This is a genomic window from Haemophilus parainfluenzae (assembly GCF_900638025.1).
Classification (GTDB): domain Bacteria; phylum Pseudomonadota; class Gammaproteobacteria; order Enterobacterales; family Pasteurellaceae; genus Haemophilus_D; species Haemophilus_D parainfluenzae_J.
Map to the genome: position 1 here is coordinate 2,018,277 of NZ_LR134481.1, position 26,023 is coordinate 2,044,299.

Here is a 26,023-nt window from a genome sequence, read left to right on the forward strand (position 1 = left end):
TAATCAACAAAAAGTGCGGTTATTTTTTACCGCACTTTTTACTTGTTTTTGATTTTTACTAAATCAAACGACTACCAAAATAGCCAATTGTGAGCAGAATGATACCCGAAATTGCGTAAATAATCATCCTTTTTCCACGCCAGCCTAATCGCCAATGACCGAAACAAGCAATACCAAAACTAATCCAAGCAAGGAAAGAAAAAATCGCTTTGTGTAGATTTTCTGGGGTCACTGCTTGCAACACATGATAAGTACCAGAAATTAAAGTGAGCGTCAGTAATGCTTCCCCCATCGCAAATAAACAGAAGAAATGACGTTCTACTGCCATCAATGGCGGAATAGCTGGTGAAAATTGAATTTTACGCTTTTTCAAATTACGGTCTAACCACACCAATTGGATCACATACAACGTTGCAATAAAACACACCGCATAGGTAAAGAGCGACAAACCAATATGGAATAACATCAAGGTATTTTGATTCAGCATTTGAATGATATGGCTTGATAAGAATGTTGCCAAAATCAAACTAATGATTGAAAACGAATATACTATTGGCAAAACAAACCACATGGTAGAGACAAGAAACATTGAAAGCGTTACTAATACCGAAATAATTACACTCATTAAGGAAGCTATTTCCAGTAGTGTAAATGTTTTCCCTGATACTAAATGCTCTAATAGCGGCAAAGTAGTAATAACATGCAGTACGATTGCCGAAAGTGAGGTTAGAAAAAATGGAACTTTACGCTGGCTCAACTTTCCTTCTGATGAATTCATCAAAAACGGGGCAATCAACAATAGACTAAGAATGTAAAAAATAATCGAAAAAAGGGCAAACCACATAATGCATTCTCTTTACTAGGAATTATTCTTATTCTAACGGATCTTTTCTGTAGATCGCTAGAATTTTATTTGAAATGATGAAAAACGCCCAAATTTCGGTATAATCACGACAATTTTTTAAGAAAAAACAGGATTTAAAATGTTTGAGAGTTTATCGGATCGACTTTCCAAAACGCTACGCAATATTAGCGGGAAAGGACGTTTAACTGAAGATAATATTAAAGAAACCCTACGCGAAGTGCGTATGGCATTGTTAGAAGCTGACGTTGCTTTACCTGTCGTACGTGAATTTATCGCTAAAGTAAAAGAAAGCGCGTTAGGCGAAGAAGTCAATAAAAGCTTAACACCTGGCCAAGAATTCTTAAAAATCGTTCAGCGCGAACTTGAAAAAGCCATGGGTGAAGCCAATGAGAGCTTAAACCTCGCAACACAACCACCCGCAGTTATTTTAATGGCGGGCTTACAAGGTGCGGGTAAAACCACCAGCGTAGGTAAATTAGCAAAATTTTTACGCGAACGTCATAAAAAGAAAGTGCTTGTAGTCTCTGCCGACGTATATCGTCCTGCGGCAATCAAACAGCTTGAAACCTTAGCTCAATCTGTTGGCGTGGATTTTTTCCCATCTGATGTTAAACAAAAACCGGTAGAGATTGCAAAAGCAGCACTTGCTGACGCTAAACTCAAATTCTACGATGTTTTAATCGTGGATACGGCTGGTCGCTTACACGTTGATAGCGAGATGATGGATGAAATCAAGCAAGTTCATGCGACATTAAATCCAATCGAAACGCTCTTCACCGTTGATGCAATGACCGGTCAAGATGCGGCAAATACAGCAAAAGCCTTCAATGAAGCCTTGCCACTTACTGGGGTTATCTTAACCAAAGTGGATGGGGATGCACGTGGCGGTGCGGCGTTATCGATTCGTCAAATCACCGGCAAACCAATTAAATTCCTTGGGGTGGGCGAAAAAACAGAAGCCCTCGAGCCATTCCATCCTGATCGTGTAGCGTCGCGTATTTTGGGCATGGGTGATGTGCTTTCCCTTATCGAAGATCTTGAACGTTCTGTGGATCGCGAAAAAGCGGAAAAAATGGCACAGAAATTCAAGAAAGGCGATGATTTCACCCTAGACGATTTTCGTGAACAACTCCGTGAAATGAAAAAAATGGGCGGTATGATGTCGATGCTTGAAAAATTACCGGGTGCAAAAAACTTACCGGATCATGTCAAAAATCAAGTAGATGACAAAATGTTCATCAAAATGGAAGCCATCATTAATTCCATGACCTTAAAAGAACGTGCTAATCCAGACATTATCAAAGGATCTCGCCGTCGTCGTATTGCATTAGGTTCTGGCACACAAGTGCAAGATGTGAATAAGTTACTAAAACAATTTGACGAAATGCAACGTATGATGAAAAAAATGCGCAAAGGCGGAATGGCGAAAATGATGCGCGGCATGCAAGGCTTAATGGGCGGAGGCGGCTTAGGTGGCCTCGGTGGTTTAGGCGGCATGTTTAAACGTTAGTTTTCTTATAAAGATCAACTTATAAAATCAAAGAGATCAATAAACAATATTCTGAGTTCTGTATGACACAGAACTCGTTCTTTTGACTTAGAATGAATTTATTTTTGAGAACCAGTGCGGTCAAAAAATTGACTGTTTTTTGACTTCTCGACAAAATATTCATCGCTACTTACTTCAATGAAGCAAAAACGCCCGACTCTACAAGATATTGCCGACCATCTAGGCATGACTAAAATGACGGTAAGCCGTTATTTACGTAATTCTAATTCTGTTGCGAAAGAGACTCAGAAACGTATTGCGGTGGCAATTGAACAGTTTGGTTATATTCCTAATCGTGCGCCAGAAATTTTGTCTAATGCAAAGAGTAAAGCGATTGGTGTACTGCTCCCCTCCTTAACAAATCATGTATTTGCAGATGTATTAAAAGGCATTGAGCAAGTTGCCGATATTGCAGGTTATCAGACGATGCTTGCACACTATGGATATAGTGTAAAAAAAGAAGAAGAACGTATCGAAAGTTTACTTTCCTATAATGTGGATGGATTAATCTTATCTGAAAACTACCACTCTTTACGTACCCTTAAAATGATTGAAATCGCCAATATTCCAGTCATTGAAATCATGGATAGTTCCCAACCTGGCATTCAACAAGTCATTGGTTTTGATAACGTTGCTGCGGCACAAGCTATGGTAGAAACCATGATTCAGCGTGGTTATAAAAATATCGTCTATTTCACGGCAAGAATGGATAGACGAACCCAATTAAAAATGCAAGGTTATGAACAAGCCATGAAAAAATATGGGTTAGAACCTTATAGCTTGATTACTGAAGCCGCATCTTCTTTCACATTGGGTGGAAAACAGCTACGTAAAATTTTAGAAGAACGTCCTGAAACAAACGGTGTCTTTTGTACAAATGATGACTTAGCAATTGGTGCATTATTTGAATGCCAGCGATTAGGTATTGCTGTGCCTCAACAGATTGCAATTGCAGGGTTCCATGGACATGACGTAGGCTTTTCGGTCACACCTCAGCTCGCAACGGTTATGACTCCTCGTTTAGAAATTGGCAAACTTGCCGCACAAGAATTGTTAGTAAGACTCAATAATGAGCCACTAAAAGAGAAAATAATTGATCTAGGGTTTAAAATCCATTTAGGTGAAAGCATATAAGCTGTGCGATCAAAAAAATACCAACATTTTGACCGCACTTCTTTTACTTTAGATCAGAGGTTTTAATACCTCAACACAACGTTCAACTACTTGCTCAAAACTTCCAGAAATATCCACATGAATAACATCTGATTCATCTTGACCTGGCACTTCCAGCGTCTCAAACTGACTTTTTAGCATATCAGTTTTCATATAATGCCCTTTACGCTGTCTCATGCGCTCAAGTACCAGTTCAAAAGAGCCTTCTAAAAATAAGAACTTCACATTTCCATTTCCTTCACGAATGAGATTGCGGTATTTTTTCTTTAGTGCAGAACAAATAATGATCCCCACTTCACTTTTTCGTTCTAGACTAAATGCTGCATCACGAATACGCTCCAACCAAGGTGCGCGATCTTCATCATTTAACGGATGCCCCTCTCCCATTTTGATGATATTCGCTCTAGGATGAAGATCATCACCATCAATTAACTTTATTCCTAAACGATGAGCCACCTCTGTTCCTACGGAGGTTTTACCCGTACTTGATACGCCCATTAGAATAAAACTTTTTCCCATATTTTCTTGTTTATGACTCATCATACACCTCTGCAAATTTTCATTTACCATACTCTAATTACAAACAAAATGTTACTGGTAACATTTTGTTTTGTGATCAATATCACAAAATAAATTCATAATCATAATTAACCGCACTTTTAAAGATAAAAATTATGTGAATGAGATCACAATTTTGAAAAGTCATCGTTTACCAAATGTTAAATCAAGCGTATGTTACGGGTAACAATTCTATTTGGAGAACAACCATGCTCATTGCAATTATGATCGTAGCAATCTTATTGCTCCTTTTACTTATTATTAAATTCAAAGTTCATGCTTTTGTGGCATTAATTATTGTGAGTTTACTTACCGCTCTGGCGGCTGGGATTCCGGTGGAAAAAATTCTGCCAACCTTGCTTGGTGGATTTGGCAATACGCTTGCGGCAGTTGCCTTATTAGTAGGTTTAGGTGCAATGATTGGTCGGCTTCTTGAAATTACTGGCGGAGCAAAAGTGCTTGCCGACACGTTAATTAACAAATTTGGTGAGAAAAAAGCACCACTTGCATTAGGTATTGCCGCATTACTCTTTGGTTTTCCTATTTTCTTTGATGCAGGCCTTGTCGTAATGCTACCTATCATCTTCAGTGTCGCAAAACGGTTTGGTGGTTCTGTCTTACGCTATGCTTTTCCCGTTGCAGGAGCATTTGCTGTAATGCACGCTTTTTTACCACCACATCCAGGCCCTGTTGCATCTGGTGATTTATTAGGCGTGAACATTGGTTTATTGGTCATTGTTGGCTTAGTTTGTGCAATTCCAACATGGTATATTGGGACTTACTTATTTAGTCTATTCATCAGTAAAAAAATTCACGTTGATTTACCAAAAGCATTCTTAAATGCCGTCGCAATCAGTGAAACCTCTGTGCAAAATCCGCCAAGCTTTACCCGTGTAATAACGATCTTATTACTACCTATTCTTTTGATCTTATTAGACACGGGTTTAAACACATTAAGCGTGGCAAAAATAATTGACGGTTCACAAACCTGGGTTGAAGCACTGCGCTTAATTGGTAAAACGCCTGTTGCCTTACTAATCACTTTAATTATTTCCATTTTGTTATTAAAAGAACAGCGTAGCTATGAACAAATTGAAAAAATTTGTGATAATGCCTTAGGTCCAATTTGCTCTATCGTGCTCGTTACTGGTGCAGGCGGAATGTTTGGAGGTGTATTACGTGCCAGTGGTATTGGTGATGTATTATCTACGATGCTTTCCAATACCGGAATGCCAATCATTGTTGCCGCTTTCGTTATCGCCATGGTAATGCGTGTCGCACAAGGTTCTGCAACTGTTGCTTTAACTACGGCTGCTGCACTAATTTCGCCTACCGTTGCTGCGGCAACTGACTTGAGCCAATTTGATCTTTGCTTCATTGTAATCGCTATTGCATCAGGTGCAACAGTGCTTTCTCACGTAAATGATTCAGGTTTCTGGCTGATCAGCCGTTTCTTAGAAATGGATACAAAAACGACATTAAAAACGTGGACATTACTAGAGACATCTATCGGTATTGTGGGCTTTATTATTGCATTAATTGGAAGCCTGCTCTTCTAATCTTTGAATATCACTTATTCACTGAAATTATTCATTCTCGTTCTGAGCCTTGCTACAGCAGGGCTCAGCCGCTCACATGCCTATTCCACTGCTAATTTTACCGTTCACTTGTTCGGGGAATTAAAGCTTAAATCTTGTCTGCATCACTCAAAAAAATAAACAACTTTTTCAATTAAATTTTTCATTACCATAGTAAATTACTCAGTTTTAGGTAATATTTTGATTGCACAATACCATATATAATTACTCAGGTATTTTACCTTGCGTAAAATGTCGCTTTAGATGAACATTCTTAGCATGTAATCATCGAGCATCCAATTTTATAATAATCTAGGAGTGATAAAATGGGACAGTATAAAAAGTTCTGGTACCTATTAGTCGCCGTATTAATTGGAGCATTCTCCATTCTCGGTTACTATGGGTTTGAAGTGTATCGTGAAGCACCACCAATTCCGCAACAATATGTTTCAGAATCAGGTGAAAAAGTGATTACTCATGATGAAATTTTACATGGTCAAACTGCTTGGCAAACCACTGGTGGTATGCAAGTAGGTTCTGTTTGGGGTCATGGTGCATACCAAGCACCAGACTGGACAGCAGATTGGCTTCACCGTGAATTAACTAACTGGTTGGATATTACAGCGAACCAAGAATTTGGTAAAAACTTTGCTGATTTAAATGATGAACAGCAAACGTTATTAAAAGCGCGTTTAACCAAAGAATATCGTGGTAGCAAAGTTGAAAACGGTACTGTTGTGCTTTCAAACACCCGTTTAGCGGCAATGGAAAAAACAGCACAATACTACATTTCTTTATATGGTGATGATCCTGCAACCAAAGTGACTCGTGAACACTTTGCGATGAAGGATAATACCCTTCCTGACTTACAAGCGCGTAAAGACTTAACAAAATTCTTCTTCTGGACTGCATGGACTGCCTCTGCAGAACGTCCAAATACAAATGCAAGTTATACTAACAACTGGCCACATGAGCCATTAATCAATAACGTGCCAACACCAGAAAACGTGATTTGGTCTATTGCGAGTGTGGTATTCCTCATTGCAGGTATTGGTTTTGTTGTATGGATTTGGTCATTCAAAAAACGTGAAGATGAAAAAGAACCACCAATGCCTGAGTTCGATCCACTCACAAAATTACAACTTACGCCTTCTCAACGCGCATTAGGTAAATATCTCTTTACGGTGCTTGCATTATTCTTACTGCAAGTGAATTTAGGGGCGATTGTTGCTCACTATACTGTTGAAGGTCAAGAATTCTATGGTATTGATATCTCTCAATACTTACCTTATTCATTAGTGCGTACATGGCATATTCAAGCGGCATTATTCTGGATTGCAATGGCATTCTTAGCTGGCGGTTTATTCCTAGCACCGATCATCAATGGTGGTAAAGATCCGAAATTCCAAAAATTGGGCGTGGATGTTTTATTCTGGGCATTAGTGGTATTAGTCGTTGGTTCATTCACTGGTAGCTATTTAGCAATTGCACATATTCTTCCAGAAGAATGGAGCTTCATGTTCGGTCACCAAGGCTATGAGTTCATTGACTTAGGTCGTTTCTGGCAAGCGGTGAAATTCGCAGGCATCTTATTCTGGTTAGTCTTAATGCTTCGCGGTACAGTGAATGCATTCAAACAACCTGGTGATAAAAACTTATTGGCATTATTCTTCGCCTCAGTAATTGCGATCGGTTTATTCTATGGCCCAGCATTATTCTATGGCGAGCACACTCACATTTCTGTGATGGAATACTGGCGTTGGTGGGTAGTTCACCTATGGGTAGAAGGCTTCTTTGAAGTATTCTCTGTCGCGGCACTCTCATTCATTTTTGTAAGTTTAGGTTTAGTTTCACGTCGTACTGCAACTGTGGCAACCATTACTGAAGCGGCGTTATTCTTAATCGGTGGTATCCCAGGTACATTCCACCACTTATACTTCGCTGGTGCAACCACACCAATTATCGCAGTAGGTGCATCATTCTCTGCACTTGAAGTGGTTCCATTAGTTTTATTAGGTCATGAAGCGTGGGAACACTGGGAAATGCAACAAAAAACACCTTGGATGGAACGCTTAAAATGGCCTCTTTACTGCTTCGTAGCCGTAGCGTTCTGGAATATGTTAGGTGCTGGCGTATTTGGTTTCTTAATCAACCCACCAATTTCGCTTTACTATATCCAAGGCTTGAACACCACTGCCGTTCACGCTCACGCAGCATTATTCGGTGTGTATGGTTTCTTAGCGTTAGGTTTCGTGTTCTTAATTGCTCGTTATTTACGTCCAGATACACCATTTAACGATAAGTTAATGAAATGGGGATTCTGGTTATTAAATGGCGGTTTAGTATTAATGATCGTATCAAGCTTATTACCAATCGGTATTATTCAAGGTTATGCAAGTATCTCTGAAGGCTTATGGTATGCACGTAGTGAAGAATTTATGCAACAACCATTATTCGATACCTTACGTTGGGTTCGTTTAGGTGGTGATGTAGTATTCATCTTCGGTGCACTCGCCTTCTTCTGGCAAATCTTTACGATGATTTTCTTCAAACCGAAAAATAGCTAGCCTCCTCATCACATAAAAGCAACCAAAATTTTGGTTGCTTTTATTTGTTAAATATTCGTTAATTTTCTAACCGTAATTTGATCCACATCAAATCTTTTACCCTCTTTTAAGTATAAAAAAATTCTTAGTTAGATCTATACTACTTGCACCTTCAACTTTTTTTATAAAATATCAACATGAGTGAGAATCCATTTAAAGCACACTGGTCATCAAAAGGTAATACCCTATGCTTAGGGCATTGGAACATTACCTACCTTGGCCTTCCCATTGTCCTACCCATAGAGCGCCATGATAAAGATATGGGGACAAATAATATCTATAATTTCATGGATCCTGATGATGAACTTTATCGTGAGGGATTAACAGAAGATGATTGGATTGTAGAAAATATTGATTGGTTATCTGATGTATTTATTGAACACAATATTCCATTAGAAGAAGAAACCATACGAGCATTTTACCGTGCTGTCAACAAAGAGGATTGGCGATGTGGTAGCTGTGGCGGGTGCATTTAGTTAAAGTGCGGTCATTTTCATTACTCTTTTTTATAAAAAAATATTTATAATAAAACCACTAGTTAACTTTTTATTTAAACTATATAATTTGTCGATTTGTTTTTTAAAAGGGAGAAAAAAGATGAAACTTGTTGAAGTAAAACACCCGCTCGTTAAGCATAAATTAGGCGTGATGCGTGAAGCTGAGATTGACACTAAGAAATTCCGTGAACTTGCAACCGAAATTGGTAGTTTACTAACTTATGAGGCGACCGCAGACCTTGAAACAGAAAAAGTGACCATCAATGGTTGGAATGGCCCTGTTGAAATAGAACGTATTAAAGGTAAAAAAGTCACTGTTGTACCAATTTTACGTGCGGGGCTAGGAATGATGGATGGCGTCTTAGAACATGTTCCAAGCGCACGAATTAGTGTAGTAGGAATTTACCGAAATGAAGAAACGCTTGAGCCAGTCCCTTACTTCCAAAAACTCGCCAGTGATTTAAATGAACGTCTAGCTATCGTTGTAGATCCAATGCTTGCAACAGGTGGCTCTATGATTTCCACTATTGATTTGTTAAAAGCAAAAGGTTGCCAACATATCAAAGTATTAGTATTAGTGGCAGCACCAGAGGGAATTAAAGCGTTAGAGCAAGCCCATCCAGATATTGAACTTTATTGCGCATCTATTGATGATCACTTAAATGAACAAGGCTACATCATTCCTGGCTTGGGTGATGCGGGTGACAAAATTTTTGGAACAAAATAATCTTCTTATCATAGGACGGCATGTATTGCCGTCTTTTTTCCGTGCGTGAAAACATAACGCTAAAAACAGCAGATAAAACCGACCGCACTTTCAGTTAATTCAAACAGTGAGTTGAAACTAAATGAGTCATCAAGCTACAGCACCTGTTGAGGTGCAAAATATTGGCAAACAAGCGTTTGTCGGCTTACAAATGTTATTTGTTGCCTTTGGTGCATTGGTATTAGTACCTTTAATCACAGGCCTAAATGCAAATACCGCATTACTCACCGCTGGTATTGGTACGTTACTATTCCAACTTTGTACTGGCAAACAAGTGCCCATCTTTCTAGCGTCTTCTTTTGCCTTCATTGCACCAATTCAATATGGTGTACAAACTTGGGGAATTCCCGCAACAATGGGTGGGCTTGCTTGTGCGGGCTTAGTCTATTTTGCACTATCAACCTTAGTGAAATTGCGCGGTAGTGCTGCACTTGAGCGTATCTTCCCACCTGTTGTTGTAGGCCCAGTAATTATCATTATTGGTATGGGACTTGCCCCCGTTGCTGTTGATATGGCATTGGGCAAAAACAGTACATATAGTTATGAACATTCGGTGTTGGTTTCTATGATTACCTTGGTCACAACTCTCTCTGTTGCGGTATTTGCAAAAGGCATGATGAAACTGATTCCAATTATGTTTGGTATTGTTGCCGGCTATGTGGTTTGTTTGTTTCTAGGATTAATCAATTTCCAACCTGTTTTAGATGCAAAATGGTTTGAATTACCTCAATTAACCAAACCAGAATTTAATTTAGAAGCCATTCTTTATATGTTACCAATTGCGATCGCACCAGCAGTTGAACATGTTGGAGGCATTATGGCGATCAGCTCTGTTGCGGGTAAAGATTTTCTTAAAAAACCAGGCCTACACAGAACGCTATTAGGTGATGGTATTGCAACCGCTGCGGCATCATTAGTCGGAGGCCCTCCAAATACGACTTATGCAGAAGTGACTGGTGCCGTAATGCTCACTCGCAACTTTAATCCAAATATTATGACCTGGGCTGCAGTATGGGCAATTGCGATTTCCTTCTGCGGTAAAGTAGGCGCATTCCTTTCTACTATTCCAACCATCGTAATGGGTGGAATTATGATGCTCGTATTTGGTTCGATAGCGGTTGTTGGAATGAGCACACTTATTAAAGGAAAAGTCGATGTCACTGCGCCTCGCAACCTTTGTATTATTTCCGTCGTGATGACTTTTGGTATTGGTAATATGTTCGTCAACGTAGGAGATCTCGTATCTTTAAAAGGAATTAGCCTTTGTGCTATCGTTGCTATTGTACTGAACTTAATTTTACCAAATGAAAAAAATGAAGTAGAATAACGCCCTCAACAAAGGGTTAAATGAGAATTTAGCCCTTTCTTGTTATTACTTTTAGAGCAACGAATTAACTTGTGAGTCAACAGCTTTCTTTACCTATTCATCAAATCGATGATGAAACATTAGCTAATTTTTATGGCGATAATAATGCATTATTGCTCAATTCATTGCGTCAAAATATGGCTGAATTACAACAACAATTTTTCTACCTTTGGGGACATAAAAGTGTTGGAAAAACCCATCTTTTACGCGCACTTAGCAATGAATATATTCATCAAAAACGCAGTACAATTTATGTGCCGTTAAGTAAATCACGTTATTTTTCTACTGCAGTGTTTGAGAATTTAGAACAACAAGAACTCGTCTGCCTAGATGATTTACAAACTGTCATTGGTGACTCAGAATGGGAAGTCGCTTTATTTGATCTTTTCAATCGAATTAAAGATAATAACAAAACATTGTTGATTGTCAGCGCCTCTTTATCTCCCTCTGCATTACCAGTAAAACTACCCGATCTTGCCTCACGCCTTAAGTGGGGAGAAAGTTACCAACTTATTGCGCTTACTGATGAGCAAAAACTACACGCATTAAAACAAAACGCTTATCAACGAGGAATTACCCTCTCTGATGAAATCATCAGTTTCATGTTTAATCGGTTAGATCGTGACATGTCTACGCTAAAAGAAGCGCTTAATCAACTTGATAAGGCCTCGCTTCAAGCACAACGCCATCTCACAATACCTTTTGTCAAATCAACTCTAAATTTATAGGAAAAAACCGCACATTAAAAATGTGCGGTTAATATTATTACCAACAATGATGACAATATCCCACTCCAACTGCGGGTATAATTGAAACGGGAAGACGAGAATAACTCACATTCTTTGAACGATGATCACTTGCATTGATCTCATTTGGGGTACTCTCTTTTTGAGCCACCTTGATTTTCTCTTGAGTACTTACGGTATTACCGCTTATAATTCGAGAGTTATAATCTTTCACAGTATTCATATTGTATACAGCAGCATCGCTACCAATCGTTGAAGCTTCCTGAGGAGCTGTACAACTTGTTAAAATCAATAATAAAGTAATAGAAATTAATTTTTTCATCATCTTTCTTACCTTTTTAATTACAAATGACTTCATTTAAGGCTTTTCTACCTTCTTGAATACGCTCATGTGCTTTGTTTCTTACATTCTTCTCTTCATTTTGCTCAATATATTTAACAATATTCTCATTCTTTATTGCATAAACAGGTACATACTGCAAGGTTTTCGTTTCACCTTTTTGATAAATTGTCGCCCCTAAAACGCTACCATAATACTCGCTAGCATCATTTGGTTTAATGTAATAATTGCTTGAGTTTGTGACATTTACCCCATTATCACTTTTAAAACCATTACAAATTCCTGCAGGTGAGAAAAACGTAGTTTTTGATGCTGACATATCACTAAATTTATATGTTTCAAACTCAACACTATTAGCTAATGCTGACATATCATTCGATAATTTAGGCTGCAAAGCTCCCTCTACGTTTCTGTTACAGTGTTCAGAATCTACCTCACAGCTCTCAGAAAAATTCTGTGAGATATGGTCTTCTGGTGTTGGCATTTGGGTTGCGTAGATGATGCGACGATCTTCTGCTAAAACCGCTACAGAGACTAAAAAACAGAATGAGTATCCACCTAATTGTTTCTTAAAATAATTCGTCATACTAATCTTATTCTCCAAGCTAATTATTCGTTTCGTATAATTCAATGGGCAACGCATCCGGATCTTTTAGAAAAGTGTACTCCATTCTAGTTAATTCATCAACTCGAATTGGTTCACAAGAGATGCCTTTCTCAAGAAGATAAGCAATATACGAATCAATATTCTCGACTTTAAATGCTAAATGTCGCAAACCACAAGCTTCTGGCGTGGTTACTCTTGGTGGCGGATTGGGAAAAGAAAACAACTCTATTTGACTCCCATCGGGAAAACTTAAATCTAATTTATAGCTATCCCGTTTAGCCCGATAAGTTTCATTTAGCTGTTTAGTGCCTAAAATCTCCATATAAAAATGCTTCGAACGTGCGTAGTTCGAAGCAATAATCGCAATATGGTGAAAACCTAATAATTGGGGTTTCATTATTTCTCTGGTGTGACACTCTTCGCTTTTTCTTCTTCCTGTAAAGCGAGTGCATCACGTGCTGCACGAATACTTTTCTCAAGCATTGGAACGCGAGGATCATCTGGTTCTAATAAACGTAACATCATCGCCCAGGTGACGGCCGCCATTTTATAATCTTCCCCTTCAAAATAACTGAAAGCAAGTAAACTTAAGGCTTCAGGATTAGAATGATCTTGACGAATAATATCACGTAAAAGCTGATTGCCTTTGAGCTTATCTGTTTGATCTTCAGAAGACATTAGCATGCGCGCATAGGAAAGCTTATACGTTAAATTATCCGGTTCAAGCTTATTCGCTTGTTGATAACTATCAAATGCTAATTTGCCGTTCCCTAAATTCATTCCAACCTGACCGAGCAACCACCATTTTTTTGCATCTTTTGGTGTTTTTTGTAAATCTAGACGAAGTGCGGTCGAAAATTGCTGCATTTCTGCATCTGACATGGGATTCTTATCTTCATCTGCAATACGTTCAAAGAAATAAGGCAATTTTGCCAATGTCTTTTCCATCATATCTTCTGCTTTCCAAGAGCCTAATGGGAAATAAGAAACCCCAGCAATAATGGCTAAACCGAGCAAACCAGAAACAAACCATAACTTACCGTAATTTTTGGCATTTTTATCGATCGTTTGTGTTTCTTGTTGAGGAATATCTTCCAACAATGTTTTTTGTAGCTCTTGCTTGAGTTGTTCAACATTTTCAACTAAACCCTGTTGATTATCTTGTTCAATCTCTTGCAAACGAGAAAAATATAACGCTTTATTTAATTCATTACGTTTTTTATCTTCTTTCGCTTTAACAGAACGCAACAAGGGATAAAAACAAATTAGTGCCACCACTAAAGTGAGCGCAATAATACTTAATGCAAAATTCATTATTTATCCTTTTCTTTGAGTAAAGCCGACAAGCGTGCATTCTCTTCATCATCTAAAACAACGTCAGAATTAACCGCATTTGGGCTTTTCGATTTACGTTTAAATACAAATAAAATGCCAACAAATACTAATAAAATTGGTGCAATCCATAACACGATTGTGGCCATTGTCATAGGTGGATCATAAGTCACGAAATTACCATAACGTTGGATCATATAATCCACCACTTCATTTCGACTTTTGCCTTCTTGCAACAATTCAAACACTTTGCCACGCATATCAACAGCAATGGTTGCATTAGAATCGGCAATATTGTTATTTTGACATTGTGGACAACGCAGTTCTTGCGTTAATTGATGATAGTCCTTTTCTTGCTCTGGTGAAGCAAAATTTAGCGCATCAATTGCAGCAGTCACAGAGACACTCATAAAAAGTGCGGTCAAAAAAAGCCATGATTTTCTCATTATGGTTTCTCCGCTAATTTGTCATAAATAGGCTTCAATGTCTCATTCCAAACACGTTCATTCACATCACCCGCTAAGCGATAATGAATCACACCTTTACCATCTACAATGAATGTTTCCGGTGCGCCATAAACGCCTAAATCTAATGCAAAAGAACCTTTTTCATCTTTAAACACACGGCTATAAGGATTACCCAAATCTTTCAGCCATTTCATCGCTTTTAGCGATTCATCTTTATAATCTAAACCAATAATTGTCACGCCTTGTTTAGCCAATTGATTCAAATATTGATGTTCTGCGTAACAAGTTGGGCACCAAGTCGCCCACACATTTAAGAGAATGGGTTTACCTTGTTGGAAAATTTCATTACCGTAGGTTTTATTTTCCAATAAATCCGTTAATGTTTTCTGTGGTACAGGCTTCCCTACCAGGGCTGACTCTAACGCTTTCGGATCATCACCTTGCGCATTGCGTCCAAGCTGAACTAAAAAGGCCACAACGACAGCTAGAAAAATAATAAGTGGGATAAGTAGTTTTTTATTCATAACACGATCAATTTATATCTATTTTTAGGGGGCTTAATTTAGTCCCGCATCACAATTAAGACTGTTTTACCAAACGACTAAAACGATAACGGCGGTCAAACATACAAAGCAAACCACCTAGCGCCATAAACAAGCCACCAATCCAAATCCAACGGATAAACGGTTTATAGTAAAGGCGAAGTGCCCATGAGTTATCTTCTATTTTTTCACCCAAGGCAACATAAAGATCGCGGGTAAAGCCCCAATCAATTGCCGCTTCAGTCATTGGCATTTTACTGACAGTATAAAAACGTTTTTCAGCAAATAATGTTGCTTCTGGTTTACCGTCTTTTGAAATATCAATTTGTGCTTTGCCACCCATATAGTTTGGACCATTTGCATCACTCACGCCGGTAAATTTGAAGTCATAGTCAGCGATCTGCACAGTATCGCCAACAGCCATTCGCACATCGCGTTCTACACTAAAGTTTTGGCTAAAGGCAATTCCCCAAACCGTCATCGCTACACCAAGGTGAGCCAAAATCATCCCCCAATGGGAACGGGAAAGTTTGGTAATACCTTTAAAGAACGATTCACGGTGTGTTGCTCGTTGTTTCATTTCATAAAGGCTTAATAACACAATAATGACGGACATCATAGTGCCTAGCACAACACTGACGGTGAGTTTATTATGTAAGAAATATGGTAAGGCAAAGCCTGCAATCGCCATTACAATCACACTCACTACAACCGGTGTACGAATTTCAGAGAACTGATCACGACGCCATTTAACCAATGGCCCAATACCTAGTAATAAGGCAAATGGGGTCATAATAATCAGGAACATTTGATCAAAGAACGGCGCACCGATCGAAATAGAGCCCAAACTTAATTGTTTGTGAACTAATGGCAATAACGTCCCTAAGAACACCACGCAAAGTGCGGTCATTAATAGGATGTTATTTAATAACAATAAGGTTTCGCGAGAATAGCGTTCTGCATTATCACGCGAACGAATTTGGTTGCCTTTGTAAGCGTACAAGGTTAAAGAACCACCAATTACCACAACCAAATAAGCAAGAATATATAAACCACGTGTAGGATCTGAAGCAAAGGCATGTACTGACACTAAGATACCGGAACGAACTAAGAACGTACCCAGTAAGCAAAGTGAGAAAGCAAGGATCGCTAAAAGCACAGTCCAAGCTTTAAAAGAGCCGCGTTTTTCAGTCACCGCTAAAGAATGGATTAATGCGGTTCCTGCAAGCCAAGGCATTAAAGAAGAGTTTTCTACCGGATCCCAGAACCACCAGCCACCCCAGCCTAGCTCATAATAGGCCCACCAAGAACCGAGCACGATCCCGAGTGTTAAAAAGACCCAAGCCGCCATCGTCCAAGGGCGAGACCATCTTGCCCAAGCGGAGTCTAATTTCCCAGTCATTAATGATGCAATCGCAAAGGCAAAAGCCACAGAAAAACCAACATATCCCATGTAAAGCAATGGAGGATGGAAAATCAAGCCCACATCTTGCAACATTGGGTTGAGTTCTCTGCCATCCACTGGGAAGTCAGGGAATGTACGGGTAAATGGATTTGAGGTAAATAATACGAAGAGTAAGAAGCCGATACTAATAATCCCCATAATACCCAACACGCGAGCCACGGCTTCTTGTGGTAAGTGTTTGCTAAATAAGGCAACCGCTGCGCCCCAAAGGGTTAATAACCAAATCCAAAGTAATAATGAGCCCTCGTGTGACCCCCACACCGCAGATAAACGATAATAAATCGGTAAACTGCTATTAGAGTTATTTACCACATATTGCACACTGAAATCATTAACAGCAAACAGATAGAATAATGCCGCAAAAGCAATGGTTAAACTGAAAAATAAACCATAAGTCATTGGACGAGCCAATGACATTAATTGAGGGTGACCTTTTTCTGCGCCCCATAATGGGAAAATCGCTAAAAAGAATGAAACGGCAAGACTTAAAGCAAGCGCATAATTTCCTAGTTCAGCAATCATTATTGACCTTCTTGCAGTTTTTGCTGGGTTTCTTTATAACGACGATCAGCTTCACTCTCGCCTTTTAACTCTGCGCCCATTGGCTTATGTACTTTCTGCATTTTTTCGCCTAATTCTGGTGGTACATAATTTTCATCGTGTTTAGCAAGTACTTCTGTCGCCTCTAATAAAGTAGGCTCTTTTAATACGCCCTGTGCGACAATACCTTGTCCTTCACGGAAAAGATCAGGAAGAATACCTTCGTATTCTACAGTGATAGATGGACCAATATCATTTAAATCAAAGCGAACTTTTAAGCTTTTTGGATCGCGTTTTACTGTGCCTTCCACAACCATGCCGCCTACACGAATGCGTTGTCCCACTTCAGGTTTTTGATCCGCCTTGCCTTCTTTACCTTCAATCACTTCTGATGGTGTATAAAATAAATCAATATTTTGGCGAAGTGCATAAAGGACTAAACCTGTTGCAATCGAAATACCTAAAATCACAAAGATAATGATAGAAAGTCTTGATTTACGTCTTGGATTCATAGTGTATTTCCTTTATTTGCTTGGTTTAAACGGGCTTCACGTTGTTGCTCGCGTAACACTTCTTTTAACACCGCTTTACGCCCCTTGACGCTTTGTATCGCCAAAATCAGCATTGCCACAAGGCTAATGCCATAGGAAAGCCACACATAAAAACCGTAGCCTCCCATATTGATAAAATCACTCCAACTTTGGAAAAACATTTTCCGCTCCCTAAAATAAAAATGAAAAACTATTTTAGCTTACTTGCTAACTCTTTTACCCATGGGCGTTTGCTATCTTCTTTTAGCAATTCAACACGATAACGCACGAGCGTAAACCAAATGGATAAAAATAAAAATCCAAAAATACATAAAATCAATGGAATTAACATCGGCGTTGCAATAGACGGTTTTTCAAACTTCGTGATACTTGCCCCTTGATGTAAAGTATTCCACCACTCTACGGAAAAGTGAATGATTGGTAAATTCACCACACCAACAATACACAAGATACCCGCTGATTTTGCGCCCACCGCACGATCAGAAAATGCAGAGTAAAGGGCTAATACACCGATATATAAGAAGAAAAGAATGAGTTCAGCGGTTAAACGCGCATCCCACACCCACCAGGTTCCCCACATTGGTTTGCCCCAAATTGCGCCAGTGACTAACGAGATAAAGGTAAACATCGCACCAATAGGCGCCATGGCAACCATCGAAAGGTGTGCGGCTTTAATCTGCCAAACTAACGCAACAATCGCTGCAATCGCCATCGAACCATACACGCCCATTGACCAAATCGCAGCTGGCACATGCACATACATAATTCGGAAACTATTGCCTTGCTGATAATCTGCCGGTGCATAAGCTAAGCCCCATACGATGCCAACAGCCAATAATAAAACCGCAATCACGCCAAAAAATGGGCTTAATTTGCCACATAGATGATATTGGGTTTCATGTTTTGCGTAAGGATGTAACCACTTCCACATAAAAGATCCTTAATTCCAAAAAATAAAAAACAGTTAAAAATCTGACCGCACTTTCACCGTAATGATGATTAATTATCTAAACTAATTCGTAGTGCCGCTGCAATAGCAAAAGGCGATAAAGTTATCGCGCCAACCAAAATTGCGCCTAAAATAGCAAGCTGTCCGCCATAAGGGAGATTTAACGCAGCGGCATCTAAAATTGCTGAGGCAAAAATTAAAACCGGAATGAATAATGGTACCACAAGTAAACTCAGTAATACGCCACCTTTACGCAATCCCACCGTCAATGCCACACCAATAGCGCCAATGCAGCTTAAAATCGGTGTTCCTACAAATAATGTCACCACCAACGCCCACCAAATATTCACTTCTAACGAAAGCAATAAAGCCGCAATGGGTGACAGTAAAATTAACGGCAAACCAGTTAATAGCCAGTGTGCAATAACTTTTGCGAGTGCCGTTAGCGCTAAAGGTTGAGCCGTAAGCATCAATTGTTCTAAAGAGCCATCAATAAAATCATCTCGGAATAAGCGCTCAAAAGACAGCAACGCAGAAAGCAATGCCGCTACCCAAGCAACCCCAGGTGCAATTCGAGAAAGGAATTTAGGATCCGGCCCAATCACCAATGGAAACAGCGTGATAACGATCAAAAAGAACCAGAGCGGGTTCAATATTTCCGCTTGTTTACGGGTCGCAATCTTTAGCTCACGCTTTATAATCTGTAAAAATATCATAAAAATCTAAGCGTTATATTTATAATCAGCAAGATTGATTTTTTTCAATAACGTACTTGGCACTTCTTGGTGGCTCGTTAAAATCACCATTCCACCTTTTTTAGCATGATTTTCAAAAAGTACGGTCAAAAATTCAACCCCCTTTTTATCTATTGCTGTAAAAGGTTCATCCAAAATCCAAAGTGGCGCTTCAGAAATCCATAATCTCGCCAAGGCAATGCGCTTTTGCTGACCAGCTGAAAGTTGAGCTGCCGGTAAATCTTCGCGACCGAGTAAGCCCACAGTTTCCAACACATCCCATAAAATATCAGTGCCTTGCTGACTTTGACTAATCTGCTGATAAAATTTTAAATTTTCCCATGCCGTTAGTTCAGGCTTCACGCCAGAATGGTGGCCGAGATAAAGTAGCTGATGATGGTATTCTTCACGTTGCTTTGTAATCTCGTCTGAATTCCACCGCACTTTACCTTCTACAGGTTGTGCAAGACCAGCTAAAATCCGCAATAAACTTGTTTTACCGATACCATTGTGTCCTTCAATTTGCACGAAATCACCGCTTTGAAATTGCAGTGAAAGATCAGTGAACAACACACGATCGCCACGCTGGCACGCTAATTGTTCTAATTGAAGTTGATGAGCAGGAAACATAGTCTCAGCCTTAAAAATAAAACCTTGTTAAAAATCAGCGGGTATTCTACCACAAGGGGAAATTTTGACGAGATTTTAAGGGCTAAAAGGTATAACTATTTAGAAGTAGATCGGTATGTTTATTGATTTAAAACAAATTAAGCTTTTCTAGTCTATTCATCGGATAATCAAATAATTAAAAGATTTACTGATCTAAATCAAATTTTCTGCTACTATTTAGTTACTTTTTGATGTTGTTTTATCAAAAACATTACCTTAACTTCATTTAAAAAAGGAACATATTATGTCTTATACTCTACCTGAATTAGGTTACGCTTATGATGCGTTAGAACCACATTTTGATGCACAAACAATGGAAATTCACCACACTAAACACCACCAAGCCTATGTAAACAATGCAAACGCGGTGTTAGAAACTTTACCTGCTGAATTTTCTGAAATGTGCTCAGGTCAATTAATCAGCCAATTAGACAAAATCCCTGCTGAAAAACGTACTGCATTACGTAACAACGCAGGCGGTCACTCAAACCACAGCTTATTCTGGAAATCATTGAAAAAAGGCACGACTCTACAAGGTGATTTAAAAGCAGCTATCGAACGTGATTTCGGTTCTGTAGAAAACTTCAAAGCTGAATTTGAAAAAGCAGCAGCAACTCGTTTTGGTTCTGGTTGGGCATGGTTAGTGATCAACCAAGGCAAATTATCGGTTGTTTCTACCGCAAACCAAGATTCTCCATTAATGGGTAAAGAAATTGCAGGTTGTGAAGGTTTCCCTCTTTTAGGTTTAGACGTTTGGGAACACGCTTACTACTTGAAATTCCAAAACCGTCGTCCAGACTACATCAAAGAATTCTGGAACGTAGTAAACTGGGATTTTGTTGCAGAGCGTTTTGCTAAAAAATTAGCAGATTGCGGATGTGCAGCTAAATAATAGCGTCTCAAAATAGATAAAAAATCGCCTATTTTTAGGCGATTTTTTTATTGGTTAAATCCAACGTCTGACTTTTTTCTTATAAGCCAAATAAGACTCACCAAACTTCTTCTCTAGCCAGTATTCTTCAGGTTTAATTTGCCATTGTGTGATGAAGTAAATAAACAGAAAAACACCGAGAAAACTGACCGCACTTTGCAAATAAAACGCCCATGCCACTAACAAGCCCGTTAAGCTTAAATACATGGGGTTACGGCTAAAGCGATAGATACCACTTACCACAAATACTTTGCTTTTCTCTAAATGGATGGGATGAATATTAGCTTTATTTTTGTAGAATTGCCAAACACTGAAAAAACCAACAAAAGATGAAGCCAACGCAATCAGATAAGTAATCACGATATTGATTGTAACAGGGTAAGGATTAGGTAAGCATAGCATGATAAGTGCACAGCCAATAAAAATGACGGGTGGCGGCACAATAGGTTTCTGAATCATAAGATCAAAAATCCAATAAAAAAGCCCGAGCAATTCGGGCTAATTAAAATATTACAGATTATTTAATTTCATCTGCGCCATTTGTTTTTCTAACGGGTTACCGCTTTTTTGTGCATTCTCAAAGCTTGCTTTAGCACCATTCACATCGCCTTTTGCGATTTGAATATCGCCCGCTAAAAGATCTTTACGTGCACTAAAGCCTTGGCTTTTCACTTGATTTAGACTTGCTAATGCTGCATCAAATTGACCTTGTTGGAATTGCACGGCAGACAAACGAAGCGCTGCAAGAGAAGTTAAGATATCATCTTGTGATTGAGCAATCGCTTGTTTTAAGCTATTTTCAGCAGAGGCGTAATCTTGTTTTGCAACAAAACCTTTTGCTTCATCGAGTAAGCTAAATACCGCATAGCTGGTTTTATCATGCGCTTTCACAAATTCAGCCACTTTAGTTTGTTGTGCGGCGGCATCTTTGTTTGCAGTATAAACTAACGCATCATATTCAGCAGACGCTTGCATAATTTGATTGGCTTGATAAGACTGCCAATAACGCCAGCCCAACATCCCGCCTACACCGAGAACAAAAGCGGCAATAATGGTTTTGCCATTGTCTTTCCACCACTCTTTTAACTGGTTAAGTTCTTGTTCTTCTTCAATGGTATATGCCATTTTCCTATCCTTCTAAAATTAAAATTGGGCTTTTACGTGTTCAATCACATTGGCCACATCAATAGTTTGCTGCTCTGCTACGCCAAGTAAATGTTTTACCACAACTTGATTATTTTGCACTTCACTTTCGCCAAGTACAAGGGCTAGAGTCGCACCAGACTTATCTGCGCGTTTAAATTGTTTTTTAAAGTTGCCACCGCTACAATGCAACATTGTGCTTAAGTGCGGTAATTCTGAGCGAAGTTTTTCCGCTAGTTGGAATGCGGCTAATGTTGTACCTTCACCTTGATAAACAACGTAAATATCTACCGCACTTTTTACCGGAATCGATTTATTCACTTCTTGAACGAGCAGCACTAAACGCTCTAAGCCCATTGCGAAACCAACACCACTTGTTGCGTGACCACCAAGTTGTTCAACTAAGCCGTCATAGCGTCCACCACCACATACCGTGCCTTGCGCACCTAATGCTGAAGTCACCCATTCAAATACGGTTTTATTATAATAGTCTAAACCACGAACCAATTTGGGATTAATTTCATATTGAATACCAACCGCATCTAATAGACCACATAACTGCGCAAAATGCTCGCGACTTTCATCGTCTAAATAATCCAATAATTTTGGTGCACCGTCCAATACATCTTGTAATGCTTGATTTTTAGTATCCAAAATACGTAAGGGATTTTTTACAAGACGTTCTTTCTCTTCTTCGCTCATTAAATCTTGGTGATTTTCTAAGAAGGCTACTAATGCAGAACGATAGTTTGCACGTGCTTCTAATGAACCAATCGAATTTAATTGAAGAGAAACATGTTGATCAATACCTAAGGCTTTCCATAAACGTGCCGTTAAAATAATTAACTCAGCATCAATTTCAGGGGTTGCGATACCAAATACTTCGACACCTGCTTGGTGGAATTGACGGTAACGACCTTTTTGTGGACGTTCATGACGGAACATTGGTCCCATATACCATAAACGTTGTTCATTGTTGTAAATCCAACCGTGTTCAATCGCAGCACGCACGCATCCTGCCGTACCTTCCGGACGAAGTGTTAATTGTTCATCATTATCCCAGAACGTGTACATCTCTTTTGAGACGACATCTGTGACTTCACCGATTGCACGAGCAAATAATGGCGTACTTTCCACGATTGGCATACGCACTTCTGAATAGCCGTAGCTACTTAAAATTTGGCGAACCTGCCCCTCAATCCATTGCCAAAGTGGAGATTCAGTTGGGGAACAGTCGTTCATCCCACGAATTGCTTGAATATTTTTTGCCACGAGTCTTCCTTAAATAATTCGATTTTTTGGATCTTGTTGTGCAACTTTGGCACGAATTTTTGCTTCTAATTGGTCAATAATCGCGTCATTATCGAAACGTTCTTTTTGACGCTCGCCATCTAAATAATAGCCACTTTTCTTATTACCACCGGTAACACCTAGGTCAGACACTAATGCTTCACCTGGGCCATTTACCACACAACCAATAATAGACACATCCATTGGGGTAATAATATCTTCTAAACGTTGCTCCAGTGCATTCACCGTGCCGATCACATCAAACTCTTGGCGAGAGCAAGTTGGACAAGCAATAAAGTTAATCCCGCGAGAACGAATACGTAACGATTTCAAAATATCAAAACCAACTTTGATTTCTTCTACAGGATCGGCAGCTAAAGAGACACGTAAGGTATCACCAATGCCTTCTGCTAACAACATTCCTAATCCAATCGCTGATTTCACTGAACCCGCACGTGCACCACCTGCTTCTGTAATACCTAAATGTAATGGCTGTTTAATGGCTTTGGCGAGTAAACGGTAAGATTCCACCGCGAGGAAGACATCGGATGCTTTTACGCTCACCTTAAATTGATCAAAGTTTAAACGATCTAAAATCTCAACATGGCGTAAGGCTGATTCTAATAAGGCTTCTGGTGTTGGTTCACCAAATTTCTCTTGGATATCTTTTTCTAATGAGCCTGCATTGACACCGATACGGATCGGGATATTTTTATCACGCGCACAATCCACCACAGCACGAATACGATCTTCACGACCGATATTGCCTGGATTAATACGTAAGCAATCCACCCCATATTCAGCGACTTTTAACGCAATGCGATAGTCGAAATGAATATCTGCCACTAATGGCACATTCACTTGTTGTTTAATGATTTTAAAGGCTTCGGCGGCATCCATAGTTGGCACAGAAACGCGCACAATATCTGCACCGACACGTTCCAAAGATTTAATCTGCGCAACGGTTGCTTCAACATCAGTTGTGCGAGTATTTGTCATGGATTGTACGGCAATCGGTGCATCTCCACCGATTGGTACATTGCCCACATAAATTTTTGTCGATTCACGACGTTTGATCGTAGGTTTTACTGCTGACATTTTTTCGTAAATTATTCGTTAAGGTTTTGGTAATTTAAATTTAGCCACTCGGCCATCAACTGTAAGCGGATACGCTTCGCCTTTATAAGTAATGCGAACGTTACCCGGCGCCCCAATAATTAACGCATATTTATCGCCATTAAAGGTTAAGATCTCACCTTGTTTATATTCTTTTTGCGCTAATACTTTACGGTTTTGGTCTTTCACACTAATCCAACTTGAATTTTTCGTGATCTCAATAACGAGATCGCCTTTCGCTGTAGTTTGAGCTTCAGAAATAGCAGGATTTTCAACCGCACTTTGTATATCTGGTATAGTTTTCTCTGTTGTTGGTTCTGTATTAGGTAACGTTTGTTCCACAACCGGTGCTTGAGCTTGTTCAACAGTAGGCGCTGAAGTTGCTGCGGTTGAAACATCTGCGTTTACTGTTTTAGCTTGATTTTCTTGAGTCGTTGAAACAACTGGTTCAACAACGGCATTATTTGTTGCTTCCGTTACAGACACAGTTCTATTGGTTGACACAGTAGGATGGCTATTTACCACGACAGGAATTTCATTCAAATGAGTTACCGGCACTTCTGCTGTTTTTTCTTTTTCAACGTAAGTTTGCACTAAATTATCACGCTCTTCATTTGATTTTTGATAATTTTGCCACCACCATAATGCGGTCATTCCAACCACAATAAGTAAAACAAGCGAAGTTAATAACCCAACCCAGCGACCATGAGGAGCATATTGATTAACTGAACGCATTGTCCGCATATTTTTATCTAAATCATTTTTAGGTACTTCACCAAAATCTAAATTTGCCCATTCGCTTTCAGGAATACGCAAAAATTTAGTATAGCTACGAAGATAACCCTTTAGAAAAGTAGCAGGTACATTTTTTTGTACAAACTCATTATTCTCTAACTTTTCTAAAATATTTGGACGCAAAGACGTTGCTTTTGCTACATCTTCTAAAGATAAGTTTAAGGATTCTCGCGTCTTGCGAAGTTTATCACCAAAGGATATTTCGATTGGTTCGACAATTGTATTCATAAGCACCCAAACAAAAATGGAAAACTAAATGCTAAATTCTAAAGTCGAAAGGGGCTTTTGGCAATGATTATTTGAGTGAACGGAGCTTTTCCGCTCTAGAAGGATCAACTTGGCGTAATTTCTCCAATGCCTGTTGATAAGCATCGGTTTGTTTTGCAGCAAAAGCACAAAGTGCCATGTTTTCGTAAGTATCAGCTTGATGATAATAATTGGGTGCAGCAAGTGCTGCATTAAATTGTGAATAAGCTTGTTCAAACTCACCTTGCCCACATAAAAATGCACCAAAGTTGTTATACACATCGCCTTGCTTATCGTCTAGCTTAATCGCCTGTAAATAAGCTTGCTTCGCTTTTTCCGTATCGCCTTGTAATTGATAAAAATGCGCAAGTGCCGAGTGCACAAGATAATAGCGGTCATCATGTTCAAAAGCTTTATCTAAATTCAGTTTTGCTTGAACGAAATCATTTTGTTGAAGATAGCCTAATGCCAATTCAACGCGCGCTTTTGCTGCTTGTTGTTTATTAAAATCAACAGAAGACTGAGAAACACAAGCAGAAAAAACAAAAGGAAAAATGACCGCACTTAGAATGTTAATTGGGATTAATTTCATCTTATCACTCC

Annotated in this window: 29 protein-coding genes; 9 read left to right on the forward strand and 20 right to left on the reverse strand. The window is 39.1% G+C overall.

The annotated features are described in order from the left end of the window. Positions 1-58: 58 nt before the first annotated feature. The gene (locus EL215_RS09990; RefSeq protein ID WP_049356959.1) at positions 59-844 is read right to left on the reverse strand and encodes a cytochrome C assembly family protein; all 786 of its coding nucleotides are present in this window, start codon (positions 842-844) and stop codon (positions 59-61) included. A 139-nt stretch (positions 845-983) separates the two neighbouring features. Between EL215_RS09990 and ffh the strand changes: the two genes are divergently transcribed. Both ffh and gntR read left to right on the forward strand, forming a co-directional pair. After that, positions 984-2,375 carry a signal recognition particle protein gene (ffh, locus tag EL215_RS09995; protein WP_126471884.1) on the forward strand — a complete coding sequence of 464 codons (1,392 nt, stop codon included), beginning with the start codon at positions 984-986 and terminating at the stop codon, positions 2,373-2,375. 177 nt (positions 2,376-2,552) lie between these two features. Continuing rightward, positions 2,553-3,548, forward strand: a complete 996-nt coding sequence (gene gntR / locus EL215_RS10000) for a gluconate operon transcriptional repressor GntR (protein ID WP_126471886.1) — start codon at positions 2,553-2,555, stop codon at positions 3,546-3,548. Positions 3,549-3,596: 48 nt separating this feature from the next. Here gntR and EL215_RS10005 read toward each other — a convergent pair whose 3' ends face one another. Then, positions 3,597-4,127 (reverse strand): gluconokinase, encoded by a 531-nt coding sequence (locus EL215_RS10005; RefSeq protein WP_232013332.1) that lies wholly within the window; start codon positions 4,125-4,127, stop codon positions 3,597-3,599. A 227-nt stretch (positions 4,128-4,354) separates the two neighbouring features. Between EL215_RS10005 and EL215_RS10010 the strand changes: the two genes are divergently transcribed. From EL215_RS10010 to hda, 6 genes are all read left to right on the forward strand, one after another. Then, positions 4,355-5,704: a GntP family permease gene (locus EL215_RS10010; RefSeq protein ID WP_049356964.1), complete on the forward strand. Its 1,350-nt coding sequence runs from the start codon at positions 4,355-4,357 to the stop codon at positions 5,702-5,704. A gap of 344 nt (positions 5,705-6,048) precedes the next feature. Continuing rightward, entirely contained in the window at positions 6,049-8,289 is a 2,241-nt protein-coding gene (locus EL215_RS10015) for a nitric-oxide reductase large subunit (protein WP_126471888.1), read from the forward strand. A gap of 176 nt (positions 8,290-8,465) precedes the next feature. Next, complete coding sequence (locus EL215_RS10020; protein ID WP_049356968.1) at positions 8,466-8,804, forward strand: PM0253 family protein; 339 nt, start codon at positions 8,466-8,468, stop codon at positions 8,802-8,804. A gap of 121 nt (positions 8,805-8,925) precedes the next feature. Continuing rightward, the gene (upp, locus tag EL215_RS10025; protein WP_049356970.1) at positions 8,926-9,552 is read left to right on the forward strand and encodes a uracil phosphoribosyltransferase; all 627 of its coding nucleotides are present in this window, start codon (positions 8,926-8,928) and stop codon (positions 9,550-9,552) included. A 121-nt stretch (positions 9,553-9,673) separates the two neighbouring features. Next, complete coding sequence (locus EL215_RS10030; RefSeq protein ID WP_126471890.1) at positions 9,674-10,918, forward strand: nucleobase:cation symporter-2 family protein; 1,245 nt, start codon at positions 9,674-9,676, stop codon at positions 10,916-10,918. A 71-nt stretch (positions 10,919-10,989) separates the two neighbouring features. After that, positions 10,990-11,685 carry a DnaA regulatory inactivator Hda gene (gene hda / locus EL215_RS10035; protein WP_126471892.1) on the forward strand — a complete coding sequence of 232 codons (696 nt, stop codon included), beginning with the start codon at positions 10,990-10,992 and terminating at the stop codon, positions 11,683-11,685. A gap of 37 nt (positions 11,686-11,722) precedes the next feature. Here hda and EL215_RS10040 read toward each other — a convergent pair whose 3' ends face one another. The 12 genes from EL215_RS10040 to ccmA form a co-directional block, all read right to left on the reverse strand. Then, positions 11,723-12,028, reverse strand: a complete 306-nt coding sequence (locus EL215_RS10040; protein WP_225852614.1) for a hypothetical protein — start codon at positions 12,026-12,028, stop codon at positions 11,723-11,725. 13 nt (positions 12,029-12,041) lie between these two features. Then, on the reverse strand, positions 12,042-12,629 hold the full coding sequence (locus tag EL215_RS10045) for a DUF8095 domain-containing protein (RefSeq protein WP_126471894.1): 588 nt from the start codon (positions 12,627-12,629) through the stop codon (positions 12,042-12,044). Positions 12,630-12,648: 19 nt separating this feature from the next. After that, a complete protein-coding gene (locus EL215_RS10050) occupies positions 12,649-13,047 on the reverse strand; it encodes an SMU1112c/YaeR family gloxylase I-like metalloprotein (RefSeq protein ID WP_126471896.1) in 399 nt (132 codons plus the stop codon). Beyond that, the gene (gene ccmI / locus EL215_RS10055; protein WP_126471898.1) at positions 13,047-13,964 is read right to left on the reverse strand and encodes a c-type cytochrome biogenesis protein CcmI; all 918 of its coding nucleotides are present in this window, start codon (positions 13,962-13,964) and stop codon (positions 13,047-13,049) included. Before ccmI ends, EL215_RS10050 begins: the two co-directional genes overlap by 1 nt. Beyond that, positions 13,964-14,428: a cytochrome c-type biogenesis protein gene (locus EL215_RS10060; protein WP_126471900.1), complete on the reverse strand. Its 465-nt coding sequence runs from the start codon at positions 14,426-14,428 to the stop codon at positions 13,964-13,966. The genes ccmI and EL215_RS10060 overlap by 1 nt, the downstream gene beginning before the upstream one ends. Continuing rightward, on the reverse strand, positions 14,428-14,973 hold the full coding sequence (locus EL215_RS10065; protein ID WP_126471902.1) for a DsbE family thiol:disulfide interchange protein: 546 nt from the start codon (positions 14,971-14,973) through the stop codon (positions 14,428-14,430). The genes EL215_RS10060 and EL215_RS10065 overlap by 1 nt, the downstream gene beginning before the upstream one ends. Before the next feature lie 55 nt (positions 14,974-15,028). Then, the gene (locus EL215_RS10070) at positions 15,029-16,978 is read right to left on the reverse strand and encodes a heme lyase CcmF/NrfE family subunit (RefSeq protein ID WP_126471904.1); all 1,950 of its coding nucleotides are present in this window, start codon (positions 16,976-16,978) and stop codon (positions 15,029-15,031) included. Further along, complete coding sequence (gene ccmE / locus EL215_RS10075) at positions 16,978-17,508, reverse strand: cytochrome c maturation protein CcmE (protein WP_126471906.1); 531 nt, start codon at positions 17,506-17,508, stop codon at positions 16,978-16,980. The genes EL215_RS10070 and ccmE overlap by 1 nt, the downstream gene beginning before the upstream one ends. Next, complete coding sequence (ccmD, locus tag EL215_RS10080) at positions 17,505-17,708, reverse strand: heme exporter protein CcmD (RefSeq protein WP_126471908.1); 204 nt, start codon at positions 17,706-17,708, stop codon at positions 17,505-17,507. Before ccmD ends, ccmE begins: the two co-directional genes overlap by 4 nt. A gap of 29 nt (positions 17,709-17,737) precedes the next feature. After that, positions 17,738-18,478 (reverse strand): heme ABC transporter permease, encoded by a 741-nt coding sequence (locus EL215_RS10085; RefSeq protein ID WP_126471910.1) that lies wholly within the window; start codon positions 18,476-18,478, stop codon positions 17,738-17,740. Positions 18,479-18,546: 68 nt separating this feature from the next. After that, on the reverse strand, positions 18,547-19,212 hold the full coding sequence (gene ccmB, locus EL215_RS10090) for a heme exporter protein CcmB (protein ID WP_126471912.1): 666 nt from the start codon (positions 19,210-19,212) through the stop codon (positions 18,547-18,549). 6 nt (positions 19,213-19,218) lie between these two features. Then, positions 19,219-19,860 carry a cytochrome c biogenesis heme-transporting ATPase CcmA gene (ccmA, locus tag EL215_RS10095; protein ID WP_126471914.1) on the reverse strand — a complete coding sequence of 214 codons (642 nt, stop codon included), beginning with the start codon at positions 19,858-19,860 and terminating at the stop codon, positions 19,219-19,221. 283 nt (positions 19,861-20,143) lie between these two features. Between ccmA and sodA the strand changes: the two genes are divergently transcribed. Continuing rightward, positions 20,144-20,791 carry a superoxide dismutase [Mn] gene (gene sodA / locus EL215_RS10100; protein ID WP_126471916.1) on the forward strand — a complete coding sequence of 216 codons (648 nt, stop codon included), beginning with the start codon at positions 20,144-20,146 and terminating at the stop codon, positions 20,789-20,791. Positions 20,792-20,845: 54 nt separating this feature from the next. Here sodA and EL215_RS10105 read toward each other — a convergent pair whose 3' ends face one another. From EL215_RS10105 to pilW, 6 genes are all read right to left on the reverse strand, one after another. Continuing rightward, on the reverse strand, positions 20,846-21,289 hold the full coding sequence (locus EL215_RS10105) for a methyltransferase family protein (RefSeq protein WP_126471918.1): 444 nt from the start codon (positions 21,287-21,289) through the stop codon (positions 20,846-20,848). 51 nt (positions 21,290-21,340) lie between these two features. Then, on the reverse strand, positions 21,341-21,955 hold the full coding sequence (locus tag EL215_RS10110) for a YfgM family protein (protein WP_126471920.1): 615 nt from the start codon (positions 21,953-21,955) through the stop codon (positions 21,341-21,343). A gap of 18 nt (positions 21,956-21,973) precedes the next feature. Then, the gene (hisS, locus tag EL215_RS10115; RefSeq protein WP_126471922.1) at positions 21,974-23,245 is read right to left on the reverse strand and encodes a histidine--tRNA ligase; all 1,272 of its coding nucleotides are present in this window, start codon (positions 23,243-23,245) and stop codon (positions 21,974-21,976) included. A gap of 9 nt (positions 23,246-23,254) precedes the next feature. Further along, positions 23,255-24,361 (reverse strand): flavodoxin-dependent (E)-4-hydroxy-3-methylbut-2-enyl-diphosphate synthase, encoded by a 1,107-nt coding sequence (gene ispG, locus EL215_RS10120; RefSeq protein ID WP_005695590.1) that lies wholly within the window; start codon positions 24,359-24,361, stop codon positions 23,255-23,257. Positions 24,362-24,379: 18 nt separating this feature from the next. Next, positions 24,380-25,402, reverse strand: a complete 1,023-nt coding sequence (locus tag EL215_RS10125; RefSeq protein WP_126471924.1) for a RodZ domain-containing protein — start codon at positions 25,400-25,402, stop codon at positions 24,380-24,382. Positions 25,403-25,469: 67 nt separating this feature from the next. After that, entirely contained in the window at positions 25,470-26,012 is a 543-nt protein-coding gene (pilW, locus tag EL215_RS10130; RefSeq protein WP_126471926.1) for a type IV pilus biogenesis/stability protein PilW, read from the reverse strand. Between the last annotated feature and the right edge of the window lie 11 nt (positions 26,013-26,023).

Bases quoted from the DNA above. Each gene is read 5' to 3' on its own strand.
- EL215_RS09990 (WP_049356959.1), bottom strand. From the start codon at position 844: ATGTGGTTTGCCCTTTTTTCGATTATTTTTTACATTCTTAGTCTATTG.
- ffh (WP_126471884.1), top strand. From the start codon at position 984: ATGTTTGAGAGTTTATCGGATCGACTTTCCAAAACGCTACGCAATATT.
- gntR (WP_126471886.1), top strand. From the start codon at position 2,553: ATGAAGCAAAAACGCCCGACTCTACAAGATATTGCCGACCATCTAGGC.
- EL215_RS10005 (WP_232013332.1), bottom strand. From the start codon at position 4,127: ATGAGTCATAAACAAGAAAATATGGGAAAAAGTTTTATTCTAATGGGC.
- EL215_RS10010 (WP_049356964.1), top strand. From the start codon at position 4,355: ATGCTCATTGCAATTATGATCGTAGCAATCTTATTGCTCCTTTTACTT.
- EL215_RS10015 (WP_126471888.1), top strand. From the start codon at position 6,049: ATGGGACAGTATAAAAAGTTCTGGTACCTATTAGTCGCCGTATTAATT.
- EL215_RS10020 (WP_049356968.1), top strand. From the start codon at position 8,466: ATGAGTGAGAATCCATTTAAAGCACACTGGTCATCAAAAGGTAATACC.
- upp (WP_049356970.1), top strand. From the start codon at position 8,926: ATGAAACTTGTTGAAGTAAAACACCCGCTCGTTAAGCATAAATTAGGC.
- EL215_RS10030 (WP_126471890.1), top strand. From the start codon at position 9,674: ATGAGTCATCAAGCTACAGCACCTGTTGAGGTGCAAAATATTGGCAAA.
- EL215_RS10040 (WP_225852614.1), bottom strand. From the start codon at position 12,028: ATGATGAAAAAATTAATTTCTATTACTTTATTATTGATTTTAACAAGT.
- EL215_RS10045 (WP_126471894.1), bottom strand. From the start codon at position 12,629: ATGACGAATTATTTTAAGAAACAATTAGGTGGATACTCATTCTGTTTT.
- EL215_RS10050 (WP_126471896.1), bottom strand. From the start codon at position 13,047: ATGAAACCCCAATTATTAGGTTTTCACCATATTGCGATTATTGCTTCG.
- ccmI (WP_126471898.1), bottom strand. From the start codon at position 13,964: ATGAATTTTGCATTAAGTATTATTGCGCTCACTTTAGTGGTGGCACTA.
- EL215_RS10060 (WP_126471900.1), bottom strand. From the start codon at position 14,428: ATGAGAAAATCATGGCTTTTTTTGACCGCACTTTTTATGAGTGTCTCT.
- EL215_RS10065 (WP_126471902.1), bottom strand. From the start codon at position 14,973: ATGAATAAAAAACTACTTATCCCACTTATTATTTTTCTAGCTGTCGTT.
- EL215_RS10070 (WP_126471904.1), bottom strand. From the start codon at position 16,978: ATGATTGCTGAACTAGGAAATTATGCGCTTGCTTTAAGTCTTGCCGTT.
- ccmE (WP_126471906.1), bottom strand. From the start codon at position 17,508: ATGAATCCAAGACGTAAATCAAGACTTTCTATCATTATCTTTGTGATT.
- ccmD (WP_126471908.1), bottom strand. From the start codon at position 17,708: ATGTTTTTCCAAAGTTGGAGTGATTTTATCAATATGGGAGGCTACGGT.
- EL215_RS10085 (WP_126471910.1), bottom strand. From the start codon at position 18,478: ATGTGGAAGTGGTTACATCCTTACGCAAAACATGAAACCCAATATCAT.
- ccmB (WP_126471912.1), bottom strand. From the start codon at position 19,212: ATGATATTTTTACAGATTATAAAGCGTGAGCTAAAGATTGCGACCCGT.
- ccmA (WP_126471914.1), bottom strand. From the start codon at position 19,860: ATGTTTCCTGCTCATCAACTTCAATTAGAACAATTAGCGTGCCAGCGT.
- sodA (WP_126471916.1), top strand. From the start codon at position 20,144: ATGTCTTATACTCTACCTGAATTAGGTTACGCTTATGATGCGTTAGAA.
- EL215_RS10105 (WP_126471918.1), bottom strand. From the start codon at position 21,289: ATGATTCAGAAACCTATTGTGCCGCCACCCGTCATTTTTATTGGCTGT.
- EL215_RS10110 (WP_126471920.1), bottom strand. From the start codon at position 21,955: ATGGCATATACCATTGAAGAAGAACAAGAACTTAACCAGTTAAAAGAG.
- ispG (WP_005695590.1), bottom strand. From the start codon at position 24,361: ATGTCAGCAGTAAAACCTACGATCAAACGTCGTGAATCGACAAAAATT.
- EL215_RS10125 (WP_126471924.1), bottom strand. From the start codon at position 25,402: ATGAATACAATTGTCGAACCAATCGAAATATCCTTTGGTGATAAACTT.
- pilW (WP_126471926.1), bottom strand. From the start codon at position 26,012: ATGAAATTAATCCCAATTAACATTCTAAGTGCGGTCATTTTTCCTTTT.